Here is a 16,227-nt window from a genome sequence, read left to right on the forward strand (position 1 = left end):
TCACTTCAAGAAGAGGGTGAGAGTGGCCGACGAATACGAACGATCCGCGGAGTTCGTCGATGTGATGCTCGCGCCGCACTGGACGGCGCTCGGCCCGCCCCTCGGGGAGGCGTTGCGAGGGACCACCGGCCCGATCGTGGACGTGGGCGCGGGCGGCGGGCACGGCAGCCGGGTGATCGCGCAGGCGGTCGCCGGGGCGGAGATCGTGGCGGTGGAGCCGTCGACGGCGTTGCGGTCCGTCCTGCTGGCCCGCGTGAGCGAGTCCGCGCAGCTGCGGGATCGGGTGACGGTGCTCCCGGAGCCCCTTCTTGAGGCGGTGTTGCCGCCCCGGCTGGGTGCCGTCGTGTTGATGAACGTCATCGGTCACTTCGACCCGGCAGGGCGGCGGGCGATCTGGGCCGTCCTCGCCGATCGGCTGATGCCGGGCGGCCGGGCGGTGCTCAACCTGCAGCCGCCCGCCGAGCCGGTGGCGGTGCCGGAGTCCAGGTTCGCCGACGTGCGGATCGGGCGGCGCCGCTACGAGGGGTGGGGCCGGGCCGAAGCCGCGGGCCCGGACCGGATCACCTGGCACATGACGTACCGCACCTACCAGGACGGCCGGCTCACCCACGAGCTGGCGACCCGCTACGACTGGTGGGTGCTGGACGAGCGGCGGCTCAAGGAGGAGCTCGGCCGGCACGATCTGGTGCACCGCCGCACCGGCCCGGACGAGCTCGGCATGCACGTCATCGAACGAGGAGGCACGTGATGTACGAGGTGATCGTGGTCGGCGGCGGGCCCGCCGGGCTCAGCGCGGCACTGGTGCTGGGACGGCAGCGGCGCCGGGTCCTGGTGGTGGACGCCGGCCGGCCGCGCAACGCGCCGGCCGCGGAGATGCACATGTTCCTCGGCCGGGACGGCGGCTCCCCCGCCCGGTTGCTGGCCGACGGCCGGGCGGAGGTGAGCGCCTATCCGACGGTAAAGCTGCGGCAGGGGCGCGTCAGCGCGGCGGCGGGCGAGTCCGGCGGGTTCACGCTGACCCTGGAGGACGGCGCGCGGGTGGAGGCGTCCCGGCTGGTGCTGGCCAGCGGGCTGACCGACGTACCCGTCGCGGTGCCCGGGCTGGCGGAGCGGTGGGGCAAGAGCGTGTTCCACTGCCCGTTCTGTCATGGTTACGAGACGAATGGGAAGGTGCTGGCCGTCATCGGCAACGGCTTCGAGGCGATGCTGGCCGCCTATGTCGCCGACCGGTACAGCGACGACGTGGTGCTGTGCACGAACGGCCCGGGCGCCCTGCCCGAGCCGGTGGCCGCGGCGGTCAAGGCGCGCGGCGTCCAGGTGGTCGAGACGCCGCTGGCGGGTATCGACGGTGAGCTGGACGCGCTGACGCTGACCTTCGCGGACGGGACGACCCTGGCGCGCGAGGCCGTCTTCCACCGCGCGCCCACCCGGCCCAACACCGAGGTGGCGGTCCAGCTCGGGTGCGCACTGCTGCCCGACGGCTGCGTCGAGGTGGACGAGTACGGCAAGACGAGCGTGCCCGGCGTGTACGCGGCCGGGGACGCGGCCCACCTGAAGGCGGTGCCGGATCCGGTGACGCTGGTGGGGCCGAGCGCGGCCGACGGGGTGCGGGCGGCGGTCTGGCTGGAGCAGGAGCTGTTCCGCGCCGGGCTGCCCGTGGCGCTGGGCTGAGCTCTCCTGACCGGTACGGCGGGCCCGCGCTGGGCTGACCCCTGCTGACCGGTACGGCGGGCCCGCGCGCCCGCCGTACCGGTGGCTCAGAGTCGTCGCGGCGAACAGGGTTCTGGGCGCGGCCCGTCTCAGAGTCTCGTCGCGACGAACAGGTGCTGGGCGGGCGCGGCCAGCGGGGAGCCGGCCCGCGGCAGCTCCAGGATCGGGCGCAGCCCGGCCTCCGCCAGCTCCGCCGGAAGCTCCCGTCCGGTGAGGAACACCCGGCCCGTGCCGCCGCGGCGGTCGCCGGCGCCGAGGCCCGGCTCCCCTTCCCTGGGGGACAGCAGGAACTGCATGGTGGCGAGCACCAGGTAGTGCTCGCGGATCGCCTCGGTGAGCACCAGCAGCCCGCCGGGGGCCAGCAGCTCCCTGATCCAGCGCAGGGAACGTCCGGCGTGGCGGGCGCAGTGCAGCACGTTGGCGGCGATCACCACGTCCGCGCCGCCCCGGACGGCTCCCTGGGCGACGAGGTCGGCGTTGATGTCCAGCAGGGCGTAGCGGAGCCGGTCGCCGTACCGGTCCTCGGCCGCCATGGTGAAAAATCTGGACACGTCGGTGAACAGGTAGTCCACCGGCGCGTCGCCGAGCCCGTCCAGGGCCGCGGCGGTGCTGCCGCCCGCGCCGCCGCCGAGCTCCACCACGCGCAAAGGCCCGGTACGGGTGGCCGCGGCCCGCGCCACCACCTGACCCATGGCCGCGTTCAGGTAGGTGTTGGAGACGTTGTGCTGGTCCTTGCCGAGCGAGGTGAGCAGGTCCCCGTCGGGGAACAGCAGGGACTGCGCCATGATCTCGTCCCGGAGCAGCTCGGGCAGGCGGGCCAGCGCGGTGCGGTAGAAGGTGGCCATCTGCGCGGGGTAGCCCAGGTCGGCGCAGGCACGATCCAGATCGGCCACGGAGTCCTCCGCCGCGTCGCCCGGGGTCACGGTGGCGAACCGGCCGCCGTCGTCACGGCGGACGGCTCCTTCGGCGGCGAGCACCTCCAGCCAGCGCCGCACGATCCATTCGTGCCGGGAAGCCACGCCGAGCGCCACCATGATCTGCTCCGCCGTCCGGGGCGCGCCGGGAGGCGCGACGCCGGCGATCAGCCGGGTCAGCGCCCGCAGCGCGATCTCGTCGAACCGCCGGACGGCGGGCGGCAGGTGGGTGAGCGCGGAGTCGAGCACCGGTTCCGGGGCCCGCCCGATCAGGCGGGCGAGGGCGAGGCGGCCGGTCCGGTCGGCGTCGGCCGCCTCGCGTGCCACGCTGGCGGCGTCGTGTCCGGGGCCGCTGGGCGTCCGTACCGTCAGCCGCTCCGGGATCGGCAGCCCGGCCCGCCTGAGCTCCCGGCGGGCCACCTCCGCCAGCCGGGCCCGCGCGAACGCGCCGAGCGGCTCGTGCGGCCGGCCCACGCCGGCCAGCGCGTCGAGGGGCGTGGCCGCCGCCGCGGCCGGGATCGCGACCTGCAGCCGCATGGGGTCGTCCGGGTCCAGCAGCACCGCGCCGTCCCTTCCCCGCAGCGCGGCCCGCAGGCTCGCGCCCGTCGGGGCGCCGGGCTCGAACAGGCCGTTGGGGATCCCGGCCAACCGGACGGGACCGCTCAGCCGGGCCAGGGCCGCCATCGGGTCGGGCCCCAGCTCGTCCCAGTGGCGGAGGGCGGCGGGCGGGCTCTGCGGCGGCTCGACGTGCAGCACGGCGTCGAAGCGGTACCGGGTCAGCTCGGTGTCGTCCGTGAGCGTCTTGGCGAACAGGCCGATGGTGACCCGCCGGCCCGCGCTCGCGACCGCCGCCGCGAGGGTCGCGGGGTCGAACAGCAGCTCGGTGTCGGCGGCGGCGCGCTGCGCGGCCCGCTCCGCCGATCCGGGTTCGAGCACGCGGCAGTGCTCGTCGAGCAGCCCCGAATGGCGTACGTCCCCGACGACGACGGTCCCGCCCGGGGTCACGAGGCCGATGGCGTCGTGGAGCACGGCCGCCAGGTACTCCACGCTGGGGAAGCACTGGGTGACGGAGTTGAGGAGCACGCAGTCGGGCCGCTCGCCGAGCCCGGCCAGGGCGGCGCGCACGGCGTCGCCGCCGATCTCGTGGGCGGCCGCCCGTACGACGGTGACGCCGTCCAGGCCGAGCCCGTTCAGCCGGGTCACGACGTGCTCGGCGAGGTCGGTCCCGACGTAGCCCTTGAGGTGCGGGTGGAGGCGGTGCAGCAGCATGCCGGTGCCGCAGCCGAGCTCCAGCAGGCGGGACGGCCGGTGCCGCAGCACCAGCTCGGCGGTGCGGTCGGCCCACTCGGCCATGTGCCCGGCGGACAACGGCCGGCCGGTGTCGGTGGCGCGCCAGCCGGACAGGTCGAGGTCGGGACGATGCGCGCCCTGACCGGAGCGGTAGGTCCAGTCGTAGACCTCTTCCCAGTGTTCGAGGTGCTCCGTCACCAGGTCGCCGAGGACGGGCGGCCGTCCTGGCTCGCGCCGCACCGCCAGCGCCGCGGGGTCGGCGGTGACGGCGAGCCCGCCCGTTCCGGCCGGGTCCACGCGGGCGATCCAGGGGTGGGCGAGCAGGGGTTCATAGGACGTCAAGAGATGGCCTCCGGTCGTGAGAGCAGGGACGGGGACGCAACCGGCCTCCTTCCAGCCGCAGCACGCGATCGGCGCGGGCGGCGACGGCGGGGTCGTGGGTGACCGCGAGGACGGCGAGGCCGGTGTCGTGGCGCAGCGTGTCGATGAGGTCGAGCACCTGGGCGGCGGTCCGGGCGTCGAGGGCCGCGGTGATCTCGTCGGCCAGCAGCACGGCGGGATCACCGGCGAGGGCCCGGGCGAGCGCGACCCGCCGGCGTTGCCCTCCGGAGAGCGCGGCCGGGTAGCGGTGCGCCAGCTCCGCCGGCAGCCCGACGACGGCCAGCAGGTGCAGGGCGTGCGCGCGGGCGGCCCGGCGCGGGAGCCCGCGCAGGGTGCGCAGGGGGCGGGCGAGTGCCGCGCCGACGGTGCGGGCCGGGTTGAGCACGTCGAGGGGGTTCTGCCCGACCAGGGCCAGGGCGCGGAGCGCGGCCGGGCTCCGCTCGGCCACGGGCCAGGGCAGCGCTTGCCCGGCCACGGTGGCCCGTCCCCGCTCGGCGGGGTGCAGGCCGGCGAGCACGCGCAGCAACGTGCTCTTGCCCGAGCCGGACGGCCCGAGCACGGCCACGCTCTCCCCCGCCGCGATCGTGAGGTCGGCGTCCGACAGCAGCGGCGCCCCGCCGGGCGGCTGCGCGATGGTGAGCCCGTGCGCTTCCAGCACCGGTGTGCCGCCCGGCGCCGCCGTTCCGCCCGGCGCCGCCGTTCCGCCCGGCGCCGCCGTTCCGCCCGGTGCCGCCGTTCCGCCCGGTGCCGCCGTTCCGCCCAGTGCCGCCATTCCGCTCGGCATCGGCTTTCCGCCCGGCGCCGGTTCTCCGCCCGTCAGGAGGATCGGCGTCCGCAAGACGACGTCGTCCCTCCCCAGGGGGTCGAGCCGTACGATGTGGTCGGCCAGTTCGCGGACCACGGCCGGGTCGTGGGAGACGATGAGCGTCACCGAGCGGCTGTCGCCGCGCCGCCGCCGTACCTGCTGGAGGGCGAGGGCGAGCGCGGCCGGGTCGAGCGCGCTGGTGGGTTCGTCCAGCACGAGCAGTTCGGGATCCGCCGCCAGCGCGCGGGCGAGCGCCACGCGCTGCGCCTGCCCGCCCGAGAGCTGGTGCGGGCGGCGGCGGCCGATCTCGGCGGGGTCCAGGCCCACCGCGGCGAGCGCCCGCTCCTCCGCTCCCGCGTCACGCACGGCTCCAGGCAGCGCCTCGCGCACGGCTGCCCGCGCGTCCAGCAGGGGGTGCAGCGCGGAGGCCGGGTCCTGGCCGAGGAAGCCGACGGTGCGCCGCCGCCAGCGACGCGGGGCTCGTACCGGGGCGCCGTGCCAGGCGATCTCGCCGCTGACCCGCGTCAGGCCGGCGGGCAGCGCTCCCAGGACGGCCCGCAGCACGGTCGTCTTGCCCGCCCCGGACGGGCCCGTCAGGGCGAGCACCTCGCCGGGCGCGATCCGCAGGCTCAGCCGATCGACGATCGACGTTCCGGTCCGGTCGGCGACGGTGAGCCCGCGAACGGTCAGCCCGTCCCGCCTCATGACCGGCCGTCCCCGAGGGAGTGGGAGAGTGCCGCCACGCTGCCGGCCAGGACCGCCAGGGCGGCCGCCGGCGCGATCGTCGCCGCGGCGTTCAGCCCGAGGCCCGGCAGGTTCTCGCGGAGCATGGCGGCCCAGTCCGGCGCGGGCGGCGCCGGCCCGAACCCGAGGACGCTCAGCGCGGCGACGAGCTGCACGGCCAGCACCAGCCGCTGGCCGAGGTCCGCGCCGACGAGCCCGGCGTGCGCGGGCAGGACCTCGCGCAGGAGCACGGCGCCGCCCCGCTCGCCCCGTGACAGGGCCGCCTCCACGTAGCCGGCGCGCCTGGCCGTGGCCGTGGCGTCGGCGACCACCCGCAGGGTCAGCGGCGTGCCGCCGAGCACGGTGCCGGCGACCACCGCCGCGGGCCCCGGCAGCGTCACCACCGCGAGCAGGGCGAGCAGCAGCAAGGGCAGGGCGAGCAGCAGGTCGGCGGCGCTCGCGGCGGCCCGTCCGAGCCGGCCGCGGCTCCAGCCGACCCACAGCCCGCCCGCCACGCCCAGCGCCGAGGCGGTCGAGGCGGCCGCGATCGCGGTCAGGGTCAGGTCCCTGCCGCCGGCCAGGACCCGGGCGAGCACGTCCCTGCCCAGCGCGTCGGCGCCGAGCGGCAGCCCGGGGCCGGGCCCGGACCAGGGTGGCGCGACGATCGCGACCGGATCGTGCCCGGCCACCGCCGCGCCGCAGAGCGCCACCAGGAGCACGCTCCCGGACACGGCCCCGAGGACCAGGACTTTGAGGATCGGGCCCTTCATGGGCGCGCCGTCTCGCGGTGAAGGGCGGAGGCGGCGGCGAGACCGGCCACCACCATGGCGGCGGCCAGCAGGGCGACGCTCTGCACGACCGGTACGTCCCTCGTGGCGACGGCGGTGACCAGCAGCTCGCCCAGCCCGGCCAGCCCGAACAGGGTCTCCGCCACGGCGGTGCCCGCGACCAGCCCGCCGAGGGTGACGGCGAGGAGCCGGGTGGCGGGCGCCGCGATCATCGGCAGCACGTACCGGAGCGCGATCGTGACCGGCGGCAGGCCGCGCAGCTCGGCGTCGCGCACGTGGGGCCGGGCCAGCACGTCCGCGATCGCCCCGCGCAGCAGGGCGGCGCCGTACGCGGCGATCGGGAGCGCGAGCGTGAGCACGGGCAGCACGAGCAGGTCGGGCCGGCTCCAGGCGGGCTCCCCGGCGGGCAGCATCGAGACCGGCGGGAACCACCCCCAGGCCGCCGACAGCCAGGCCACCAGCGCCGCGGCCACCACGGCCTGGGGCAGCGCCGCGCCGGCCACGACGACCGCGTTCGCCGTCCGCCGCAGCCACCGGGGCCGCGCACGGCGGCCCAGGCCAGGGCCGCCATGAGGGGCACGCCGGCCGCCAATGCCGCTGCGGCCAGGGCGAGCGTCACGCCGGCCCGCTGCGCGACCAGCTCACCGATCGGCCGGCCGGTGATGAGCGACGCTCCGGGATCGCCCCGCAGCACGTCCGCCAGCCAGGCCAGGTAGCGGACGGGCAAGGGGCGGTCCAGCCCCTGCTCCGCCCGCAACCGGGCCAGCTCGCCGGGCGCGGCCCGGCCGCCGCCGAGGACGTCCGCCGCGTCACCCGGCAGCGCCGCCGTGCACAGGAAGATCACCATCGAGGCGGCGGCCATCAGCAGGACACCCCTGGCCAGGGCGCGCGCCGGCCACGGCAATCGGGCCACCTCAGCCGTCCAGGCTCACCTGGTCGATGAACGCCGAGGCGAAGCCGATCCCCTCGGGCACGCCGCTGAGCCCGGCCCTGGCCAGGTCGAGGCGGTCGCTGAGCGCCCAGATCGCGTAACCGCCCTGGTCGCGGAGCTCGGCCTGCAGCTCGCCCAGAAGCCGGTGCCTGATGGTGTCGTCCGGCTCGGCCAGGGCCCGGTCGAGCCCCGCCGACCAGGCGCGGTCCCGCCACGCGGTCTCGTTGGCCGGGGAGCCGGGCGTGAGGGCCACCCGCACCACGTCGAGGAACGGGATGCCGCCCAGGTAGCTGATGTAGAAGGGCTTGCGGCCGTAGACGGCGGAGAAGTAGGTGTCGGCCGGCTCGACGGCGACCTTGACCCGCATCCCGATCTCGGCGAGCTGCCGGGCGATGAGCGTGGCGGCGCTGTCCATGCCCGGGTAGGCGGTGGTGGTGTGCAGCGTGAGGTCGGCGCCGTCCGCGAGACCTGCCTCTGCCATCAGCTTCCTGGCCCGGCCGAGGTCGCGGGTGCGCTGCGGCAGGGCCGCCGGGCTGGTCGGGTCCTTCGGGGTGATGAGGTCGTTGCCGAGCTCGCCGTAGCCGAGGAAGACGGTGTCCAGGAGCTGCTGCCGGTCGAGGGCGAGCCGGACGGCCTCGCGGACCCGCGGGTCGTCGAAGGGCTCGGTGTCCGTGCGCATGACCAGCGGGTACAGGGTGGCGCCCGGCCGGCGCAGCAGCCGTACCGCGCGGTTGCCCTCCTGCTGCCTGGCCAGCGTGGCGGGCACGCCGCCGGCCAGGTCGACCTGGCCGGACAGCAGGGCCTGGGCGCGGGCCTGCGGGTCGGGCACGGCGCGGACCTCGATCGTCCTGGCCGGCGGCTTGGGGCCCCACCAGGTGTCGTTGCGCTCGTACACGACCGCCTGGGCGCCGCCCTTGCCCGTCGGGCGGAACGGGCCCGAGCCCGGCACCGGCCTGCTGAAGTCGTCGCTGCCCTCCGGCACCACGAACGTGGCGCCTTCCAGCGCCTTGCCGACCTCGGCGTAGGGCTTCCTGGTGACCAGCTCGAAGGTGGTGTCGTCGATCACCTTGGACGCTTCGAGGTCGAACATGGCCATGCGGCCGAAGTTCTCCGCCGCCTTCTTGCCCATCCGGCGCAGCGAGAACAGCGCGTCCGCCGCCCTGACCGGGCGGCCGTCGGAGAAGGTGGCGTCGCCGCGGATGGTGATGCGCCACTTGGTCAGAGTGGCGTCGGGCCGCCACGCGGTGGCCAGGCGCGGCTTGGTGGCGCCGTCGGCGCCGGGAACGGTGAGGACGTCGTACGTCAGGGCCATCCTGACGACGTCGCTCTCGCCGGCCAGCAGCCCGTGCGGGTCCGTGACCGCGTTGGACGGCGAGCCGGGCGCGGCGTAGCGCACGGTGGCAGCCGGTGGCGACGCGGTGCCGGCAGGTGCGGTGCCGGAACAGCCCGCCAGGAGGGCGACCGCGGTGACGACCGCCGCTGACCGGCGGCGGAGCTGGGTGTGCATGGTTACCTTTCGCGAAGTCGCGCCAGCGCCCTGTCGAGCGCGGCGTTGATCAAGCGGGCCACGGCGGGCAACGCCGGAGCGTGCAGCAGGCCGTAGTGGTGGGCGTCGACGCCGGCGGCCTCGACCGGCCCGGCCAGGTAGCGGCCCCAGCCGAGGTCGGGCCGGCCCGGTGGGGTGTCGTCGACGCCCATCCCGATGCCCGAGTTGCGGGGTGAGGGGCGCTCGGCCCGGATCAGCAGCGTGACCGTGTCCGGGTCGGCCAGCCGCCGCGGGGTGTGGGCGGCCAGCGCGCGCAGGTGCCTGGCGAACACGGCCACCCGCCCCGCCAGGTCCTCGCCGCGGCCGAGCAGCCGGTGCTCGCGCAGCCGGTCGGCGACCGCCGCCATGCGCCGCTCCGGGGGCACCTCGCCGATGCTCAGATCGATGCCGAGGTACGCCTCCAGGGCGTGCAGGTGCCGGACCGTCACCTGCCAGGCGATCTCGGCGGCGTCGCGGCCGGGAACCGCGCGGATGAGCGCGGGGTCGTTGGAGTCGAGCAGGGCCAGCAGCGCGGTGCGCCGGCCGCGGGCGTGCAGCCGGCGGGCCATCTCCTGGGCCACGGTGCCGCCCATCGACCAGCCGCCCAGCAGCCAGGGGCCCTCCCCCGGTCCGCCGGAGGCGTCGATCGCCCGCACGTACTGCTCGGCGATGCCCTCGACGGTCTCCGGCCCCGGCCCGTACGCGCCGGCCAGCTCGGGGTCGGCGAGCGCCACGACGTCCACCCGGCGGTCCAGCAGCCGGGACAGCTCGGCGTAGCACAGCACGTCACCGCCCGAGGGGTGGGCGAGGTACAGGGTGGGGCGGACCGGGCCGCCGGGCTCGGCGCGCAGCGGCAGCACGATGTCCCGCACCGGGCTCGCCTGGGCTGCCGCCGCCCGGGGAGCGGGCTCCGGGCGTGACGGTGGCGGGAAGTCGCCGGGTGACGGTGCGGCACGGTCGGGCGAGGGAGCGGCGTGCCCGGGCTCGCGACGAGTCCAGGCGGCGGGCGACGCGGCCAGCTCCCGCACCCGGGCCACGTGGGCGGCGATCGCCGCCTCCAGCTCGTCGCCGGGCAGGACGCCGTCCAGCGCGTCCCATTGCAGGCGCAGCTCGCCGTCGTGTTCGAGCACCTGGTGGTCGAGCCAGGTCTGCGGGGTCTGCGAGAGCGCGTACACCTGCTCGCCCGCCCACTCCAGCCGGCCACCGCCGTCCAGCATGTCCGTGATGCCGAGCGCGCTGGTGAACACCACGGGCACCGGCCGCACCTGCCCGGTCCTGGCGGCCTGCTCGGCGAGCACGTCCAGCGCGGAGAAGCCGCGGTGGTCCAGGTCGTCGAACATCCTCGCCTGCGTGGCGGCGGCCCGGCCGGCGAAGGTGGCGGCGGGCTCGGCGGGCACCTCGTGCAGCAGCAGGGAGGTGAAGTCGCCGACGACCCGGTTGACGTGCGGGTGGATGGCCGGGCGGTCGAACAGGGTGAGCGTCACGCAGAACCCGGCCGAGCCCGACCAGCGGGCCAGGACGTCGGCGTAGACGGTCAGCAGCGCCCCCGCCGGCGTGACCCGGTGCCGGGCGGCGGCCTCGCGGAAGGCCGCCCATTCCGCCTCGCCGAGCCGGGCGGAGCGACGGACGAACCGGGGAGGCTTCCCGTCCGGGTCGCGGACCGGCAGGCGGGGCGGGCCGGGGAGCGTGTCGAGGCGTTCGCGCCAGTAGCGGGCGGCCCGGTCGTCGCCCCTTCGCTCCAGGGCGGCGGCGCAGGCCGCCGGGTGCAGGTCCAGCGGTGGCAGGGGGTGGTCCGGGCCGGTGTAGAGGGCGTGCAGCTCGGACTCGATGATCCACCAGCTGGCGGCGTCGCAGATGAGGACGTCCACTCCGATGAACAGCCTGATCACGTCGCCGGGCAGCCGGGCCGCCTGGATCCGCGCCAGCGGCCAGCGGTCGGGCGGGCCGGGCTTGGTGGACAGCCGCTCCCGCAGGGCCGCGAGCCGTCGTGCCCGGCGCTCCGGGGTCGTCGCGGTCAGGTCGTGCGCCCGGATCCGGTAGCGCGGCAGGTCGTCCAGGACCCGCAGCCGTCCTTCGGGCGTCGCCACGGCGCGGAGCAAGGGGTGGCGGTTCACGACCTGGTTCCACGCCTCCTCGAAACGGGCGAGGTCCAGGCCGTGGCAGTCGTACTCCAGGTAGAAGTGGCAGGGCAGGTCTCCCCACTGGTAGCCGCCGTCCCGGCCGATCCAGTAGGCGTGCTGGACCCGGGTCATCGCGAACGTGCCGTCGCCGTCGAGAACGTCCTCCGCCGGCGTGAGCTGCTGGTCCGGCCGGGTGTCCGCCGACTCGACCAGCCTGGCGACGCCCGCCACGGTGGGCGCGCCCAGCAGGTCCCGCATTCCGGGCCGGACGCCGAAGCGTTCGCCCAGGGCGGCCAGCATCCGCACGCCCAGCAGGGAGTGACCGCCGAGCGCGAAGAAGTCGGCGCCGGGATCGGTCACCGGAGCGCCGAACAGCTCCGACCACAGCTCGGCCACCACCCGCTCGGCCGGGGACAAGCGCGTCACGTCCCCGCTGGGGGCCGCGATCGTCCGGGGTCTGCCCGCCTCGGCGACGCGCGGGTTGAGATCGGTGGCGGCGACCGACACGACCGGGGGCAGCGTCCCGGACTCGCGCGCGGCCAGCAGCCGGTCCAGCGCCTTGGTGCCGGTGGCCGCGTCGAGCGCGTCCTTGAGGACGACGGAGGCCTCGGCGCCGTTCCCGGCCACCCGCCAGCCGTCCCAGACCGCGCTGACCCAGCGGGTGGGGCCGGGTGCGGCGCGGCCGAGCGCGTCCATCGCGGCGTTGGCGGCCGCGTAGGGGCCCATGCCGACGCCGCCGACCAGCGTGGTGACCGAGGACATGAGCAGGACCGTCCGGGGACGGCGCTGCGCCGGCAACGCGGCGATCGCGTCCCTGAGCGCGAGCGCTCCCCCGGCCTTGGCCCGTACGTGCTCGGTGGCCTGGGCGGCGTCGAGCGAGCGCAGGGGGTCCAGTCGCGCTCCCGCGACCACGCCGGCCGCGTGCACGACGAGCTCGATCGGGCCGTCGGCGGACAGCTCCTTGATCAGGGCCGCGGTCGCGGCGGGATCGGTGGCGTCGCAGACCCGCACGCCAGCTCCCTGCGGGTGCGCCGTGCGTGAGGTGACGACCACCCGGTGCCCGCGCGCGGCCAGGTGGCGGGCGAACAGCTGGCCCACCGCCCCTAGACCGCCGGCGATCAGTACGGTGCCAGGGGGCCTGGCGTCCTCTCCGGTGGCGGGCGGGGTCCAGTGCGTCAGGCGGCGTCGCCACCTGGTGGCGCCCCGCAGGGCGATCTCCGTTCCCGTCCCCTCGCCGCTCGCCAGGGCGGCGAGCTCGTGCAGCACGGCCTGTGCCTCGGCGGCGGGATCGGCCGGCGCGCCCAGGTCGAGCGTGGCCCATCGCACGCCGGGCTGCTCCTGGCCGAGCACCCGTGGCAGCACGCGCAGGGCCGCCTGCGCCGGGTCCGGCGCGGGATCGGCGCCGACCTGCTCGCCGTGCCGGGTGATCAGGAGCAGGCACGGCGGCCCGGGCTGCTCCGCCGCCGCGGCGGCGACCTCGCCGAACGCCAGCACGGCGGCGGCGACGGCATCGGGGTCTCCGGCTTCAGCGTCCTCGGCTTCGGGATCTCCGGCTTCGGCGTCGTCCGCCGCCACCACGACCAGCCCCGCCAGAGGGTCCGTGCGGTCGGGCGCGTCCAGGCGGGCACGCAGCTCCGCCGCCAGGGCTCCGGTGCCGATCACCGCCCAGCGCCCGGCCGGGAGCGCGGCCGGGCCGGTGGGGAGGATCTGGGTCCAGACCGGGACCTGCAGCGGCTCGTCCGCGTCGATCTCCGATGAGGTGTCCGCGGCGGGCGGGTCGATCCACAGGCGGCGGCGCTGGAAGGCGTAGCCCGGGGCGTGCACCCGCCGCCGGCCGGCCGCGGGCAGCGCGGCCAGGTCCACCGGCCGGCCATGGGCCCACAACGTGCCGGCAGCCTGCCGCAGGCTCGCCGTCTCCGGCTCGCCCGGCAGCAGCGTGGTCACCGCCGAGCGCAGGCCGGGCAGGGCGTTCCTGCGGGCCAGGGCGGACAGGACGCTTCCCGGCCCGGCCTCCAGGACCAGGGTCTCGTCCTCGACGGCCGCCCGCAGGGCCTGCGCGAACCGTACGGGCTCGCGCAGCTGCCGCGTCCAGTGGCCGGCGCCGGCCAGCTCCGCGCCGATCGGGGCGCCGGTGACCGTGCTGAACACGGGCACGGCCGGGGCGCCGCCCGTCAGCCCGGCCAGGGCCGCGCCCAGGCCGGGCAGCTCCGGCTCCATCAGCCGGGAGTGCATCGCGGCGGCCACCCGCAACCGGGTGCCCGTGCCGCGCAGCTCCTCCGCCAGCCGGTCGATGGCCTGCGCGGGGCCGGACACCACGCACGCGGCGGGGGCGTTGACGGCGGCGACGTCGAGATCGGGGTGGCGGGACAGCAGCTCGCGTACCTCGTCCTCGCCGAGCGGCAGCGCGAGCATCGCGCCGCCGCCGGCGGCTCTGGCCGCGGCCGTGCAACGGGCCGCGACCAGCCGGGCGGCTTCGGGGAGTGGCAGCGCGCCGCTCACGGCCGCGGCGGTGCACTCGCCGAGACTGTGCCCGACGAGGGCGTCGGGCACGACGCCCCACGACCCCAGCAGCCGGGCCACCCCGTACGACACCGCGAAGACGGCCGGCAGGCCGAAGGCGGCGTCGCGCAGGCGCGACTCGGCGACCGCCGGGTCCATGGCGTCGCGGACGTCGGCGCCGAGCAGCGGGCGCAACAGCTCCGCGCACTCGTCCACGGCCTCGGCGAAGACGGGCTCGTCCCGGTAGAGCTCGCCGCCCATCCCCGGATGGGCGCTGCCCGCGCCGGGGAAGGCGAACACCAGGCGCGGGGCGGCGGCCTTGACGGGGGCCGCCGCGGCCAGGCCGGCCCGGCCCACGCCCGCCACCCGGTAGGCCAGCTCGGCACGCCCGGTGGCCAGCGTGTAGGCGAGGTCGGCCTCGTCCGGCTCGGGCCCGAAGGCGAGGCCGGCCTCGTCCGGCTCGGGCCCGAAGGCGAGGCCGGCCTCATCTGGCTCGGGCCCGAAGGCGAGGTCGGCCTCATCTGGCTCGGGCCCGAAGGCGAGGTCGGCCTCATCTGGCGCGGACGCGACGGCGCGGGCGATAGCGAGCGCCGCTTCGGGGGTGGCGGCCGAGACGGCCAGCACCTGGGGTCGCCGGTCGGCGCGGGCGGGCGGACGCTGAGGGGCGGGCCCGAGCACGGCGTGGCAGTTGGTGCCGCCGATGCCGAACGAGCTGACCCCCGCCAAGGGAGGCGTGTCCCAGTCCCGCGTCTCGGTGACGACCTCGAACGGCGAGCCCTCCAGGCCGAGCAGCGGGTTGAGCGGGTGGGCGTGCAGCGAGGCGGGCAGCACCCGGTGCCGTACGGCCAGGACGGCCTTGATGAACGAGGCGATGCCCGCGGCCGAGTTGGCGTGCCCGATGTTGCCCTTCACGGAGCCGAGCCCGCACCAGGCCGGCCCGGTGTCGCCGAACACCCGCCGCAGCGCGGCCACCTCGATGGGGTCGCCGAGCGCGGTGGCGGTGCCGTGCGCCTCGATGAGACCGATCTCGCGCGGTGCGGCGCCGGCCACCGCGAGCGCTTCGGCCACGGCCCGGGCCTGGCCGCGCGGGGACGGCGCGGTGAACCCGGCCTTGTCGGCGCCGTCGTTGTTCACCGCCGAGCCGTGCAGCACGGCGAGCATCGGGTCGCCGTCGGCCAGCGCGTCGTCCAGGCGGCGCAGCACGACCGCGCCCACACCCTGGCTGTAGACGATGCCGGTGCCGTCGGCGCTGAACGGCCGGACCGTCCCGTCCGCCGCGTACACGCCGCCGGCGACGTGCACGTACCCCTGCCCCTGCGGCACGATCAGCGACACCCCGCCGGCGAGCGCGGTGTCGCACTCGCCGGACAGCAGCGACTGCGCGGCCAGGTGCACCGCGACCAGCGAGGTCGAGCAGCTCGACGCCACCGCCACCGCGGGGCCCGTCAGGTTCAGCCGGTAGGCCGTCTGCAGCGGCAGGTAGTCGGCCTGGGTGGAGATCGCCGTCTGCAGGCTGCCGAGCGGGTCCCGTCCCGCGCCCGTCGGGTTCCACCGGCCGGCGAGGTTGCTCGCCAGGTAGGCGCTCTGCATGGCGCCGGCGAAGACGCCGACCGCGCCGGCTGCGCGTCCGCCGCCGTGGCCGGCGTGCTCCAGCGCGTGCCAGGCGCATTCGAGGAACAGCCGGTGCTGGGGGTCGAGCAGGGCCGCCTCGGCGTCGGTGAATCCGAACGGGTCGGGGTCGAAGTCCGCCTGCCCCTCGATGAGCCCGCCCACGGGGACGAAGCCCGGGTGCGCCCGCAGCCTGCCCGGCACGCCCCTGGCGGCCAGCTCGTCGTCGGTGAACCTGGTCAGCCCCTCGCGGCCGTCCCGGAGCAGCTCCCAGTACGCGTCGGCGTCGGGCGCGCCGGGGAAGCGGCAGGCCAGGCCGACGACGGCGATCCGGCGGTCAGCGGCGGTCATCCGGCGAGCTCCGCCGCACGCGCCCGGGCCGCGCGGCGGGCGGCGGCCTGGTCAGGGGCGGGTCCGGTCTGTCCTGGCGGGGTGGCGGGCGCCTGCCTGCGGGCGGTGATGAAGGCGGCGAGCTCCCTGACGGTGGGCCGGGCGAACATGTCCACCACCGTCAGCTCCTCGTCGAGCTCGGCTCTGAGGGTGCGGTGGGCGAGCACCATGGTCAGGGACGAGGCTCCCAGCCGGAAGAACGGCGTGTTGACGTCGACCGGCGTCTTCAGCAGCTCGCTGAAGACTCTGGCCACGACCCGCTCCACCTGCGGATCGGGGCCAGGCGGCGGCATCGGGGAGGACGTCGCCGGGGCGGGCGGCTGCTCCTGCTGGGAGGCGGCATGGAGGCCCGCGCCGGGCATGGCGGGCGGCCTGCCGGCGCCGCTCGCGACATCACGGGCGGGTGGTCCGCCTGCGGCGCTCCCGACGTCTCGGGTGGGTGGCTCGCCTGTGTCGCCGTCGACGACGAGCTCCATCACTCCGTCGGGCGACACCGTGAGGGTGAGCCGCAGCCCACGGGTGACCGTGGCGCTGACCGCCTTC

9 protein-coding genes and 1 pseudogene are annotated in these 16,227 nt (G+C 76.7%); 2 read left to right on the forward strand and 8 right to left on the reverse strand.

Features of this window, described 5'->3' with window-relative positions:
- The first annotated feature begins 22 nt into the window (after positions 1 to 22).
- Together KIS93_RS57800 and KIS93_RS57805 are read left to right on the forward strand one after the other, a co-directional pair.
- Entirely contained in the window at positions 23 to 748 is a 726-nt protein-coding gene (locus KIS93_RS57800; RefSeq protein WP_080039549.1) for a class I SAM-dependent methyltransferase, read from the forward strand.
- Positions 748 to 1,671, forward strand: a complete 924-nt coding sequence (locus KIS93_RS57805) for an NAD(P)/FAD-dependent oxidoreductase (RefSeq protein WP_080039550.1) — start codon at positions 748 to 750, stop codon at positions 1,669 to 1,671. The genes KIS93_RS57800 and KIS93_RS57805 overlap by 1 nt, the downstream gene beginning before the upstream one ends.
- A gap of 128 nt (positions 1,672 to 1,799) precedes the next feature.
- Here KIS93_RS57805 and KIS93_RS57810 read toward each other — a convergent pair whose 3' ends face one another.
- The 8 genes and pseudogenes from KIS93_RS57810 to KIS93_RS64110 all read right to left on the reverse strand — a co-directional run bounded on the left by KIS93_RS57810 (position 1,800) and on the right by KIS93_RS64110 (position 16,160).
- On the reverse strand, positions 1,800 to 4,256 hold the full coding sequence (locus KIS93_RS57810; protein ID WP_080039551.1) for a class I SAM-dependent methyltransferase: 2,457 nt from the start codon (positions 4,254 to 4,256) through the stop codon (positions 1,800 to 1,802).
- Positions 4,243 to 5,805 carry an ABC transporter ATP-binding protein gene (locus KIS93_RS57815; protein WP_080039552.1) on the reverse strand — a complete coding sequence of 521 codons (1,563 nt, stop codon included), beginning with the start codon at positions 5,803 to 5,805 and terminating at the stop codon, positions 4,243 to 4,245. The genes KIS93_RS57810 and KIS93_RS57815 overlap by 14 nt, the downstream gene beginning before the upstream one ends.
- Complete coding sequence (locus tag KIS93_RS57820; RefSeq protein WP_080039553.1) at positions 5,802 to 6,593, reverse strand: ABC transporter permease subunit; 792 nt, start codon at positions 6,591 to 6,593, stop codon at positions 5,802 to 5,804. The genes KIS93_RS57815 and KIS93_RS57820 overlap by 4 nt, the downstream gene beginning before the upstream one ends.
- Positions 6,590 to 7,114: an ABC transporter permease subunit gene (locus tag KIS93_RS66900; RefSeq protein WP_246005531.1), complete on the reverse strand. Its 525-nt coding sequence runs from the start codon at positions 7,112 to 7,114 to the stop codon at positions 6,590 to 6,592. The genes KIS93_RS57820 and KIS93_RS66900 overlap by 4 nt, the downstream gene beginning before the upstream one ends.
- Positions 7,115 to 7,350: 236 nt before the next feature.
- Positions 7,351 to 7,473 (reverse strand): annotated as a pseudogene (locus tag KIS93_RS69435) (ABC transporter permease); the annotation flags it as partial.
- 52 nt (positions 7,474 to 7,525) lie between these two features.
- Positions 7,526 to 9,049 carry an ABC transporter substrate-binding protein gene (locus KIS93_RS57830; RefSeq protein ID WP_080039554.1) on the reverse strand — a complete coding sequence of 508 codons (1,524 nt, stop codon included), beginning with the start codon at positions 9,047 to 9,049 and terminating at the stop codon, positions 7,526 to 7,528.
- A gap of 2 nt (positions 9,050 to 9,051) precedes the next feature.
- The gene (locus KIS93_RS57835; protein WP_186405071.1) at positions 9,052 to 15,645 is read right to left on the reverse strand and encodes a type I polyketide synthase; all 6,594 of its coding nucleotides are present in this window, start codon (positions 15,643 to 15,645) and stop codon (positions 9,052 to 9,054) included.
- On the reverse strand, positions 15,642 to 16,160 hold the full coding sequence (locus KIS93_RS64110; protein ID WP_222108089.1) for an acyl carrier protein: 519 nt from the start codon (positions 16,158 to 16,160) through the stop codon (positions 15,642 to 15,644). The genes KIS93_RS57835 and KIS93_RS64110 overlap by 4 nt, the downstream gene beginning before the upstream one ends.
- Between the last annotated feature and the right edge of the window lie 67 nt (positions 16,161 to 16,227).

This window comes from [Actinomadura] parvosata subsp. kistnae, assembly GCF_900323885.1.
Classification (GTDB): domain Bacteria; phylum Actinomycetota; class Actinomycetes; order Streptosporangiales; family Streptosporangiaceae; genus Nonomuraea; species Nonomuraea composti.

Coding starts and splice junctions, on each gene's coding strand:
- KIS93_RS57805 (WP_080039550.1), top strand. CDS start 748: ATGTACGAGGTGATCGTGGTCGGCGGCGGGCCCGCCGGGCTCAGCGCG.
- KIS93_RS57815 (WP_080039552.1), bottom strand. CDS start 5,805: ATGAGGCGGGACGGGCTGACCGTTCGCGGGCTCACCGTCGCCGACCGG.
- KIS93_RS57820 (WP_080039553.1), bottom strand. CDS start 6,593: ATGAAGGGCCCGATCCTCAAAGTCCTGGTCCTCGGGGCCGTGTCCGGG.
- KIS93_RS57830 (WP_080039554.1), bottom strand. CDS start 9,049: ATGCACACCCAGCTCCGCCGCCGGTCAGCGGCGGTCGTCACCGCGGTC.
- KIS93_RS57835 (WP_186405071.1), bottom strand. CDS start 15,645: ATGACCGCCGCTGACCGCCGGATCGCCGTCGTCGGCCTGGCCTGCCGC.
- KIS93_RS64110 (WP_222108089.1), bottom strand. CDS start 16,160: ATGGAGCTCGTCGTCGACGGCGACACAGGCGAGCCACCCACCCGAGAC.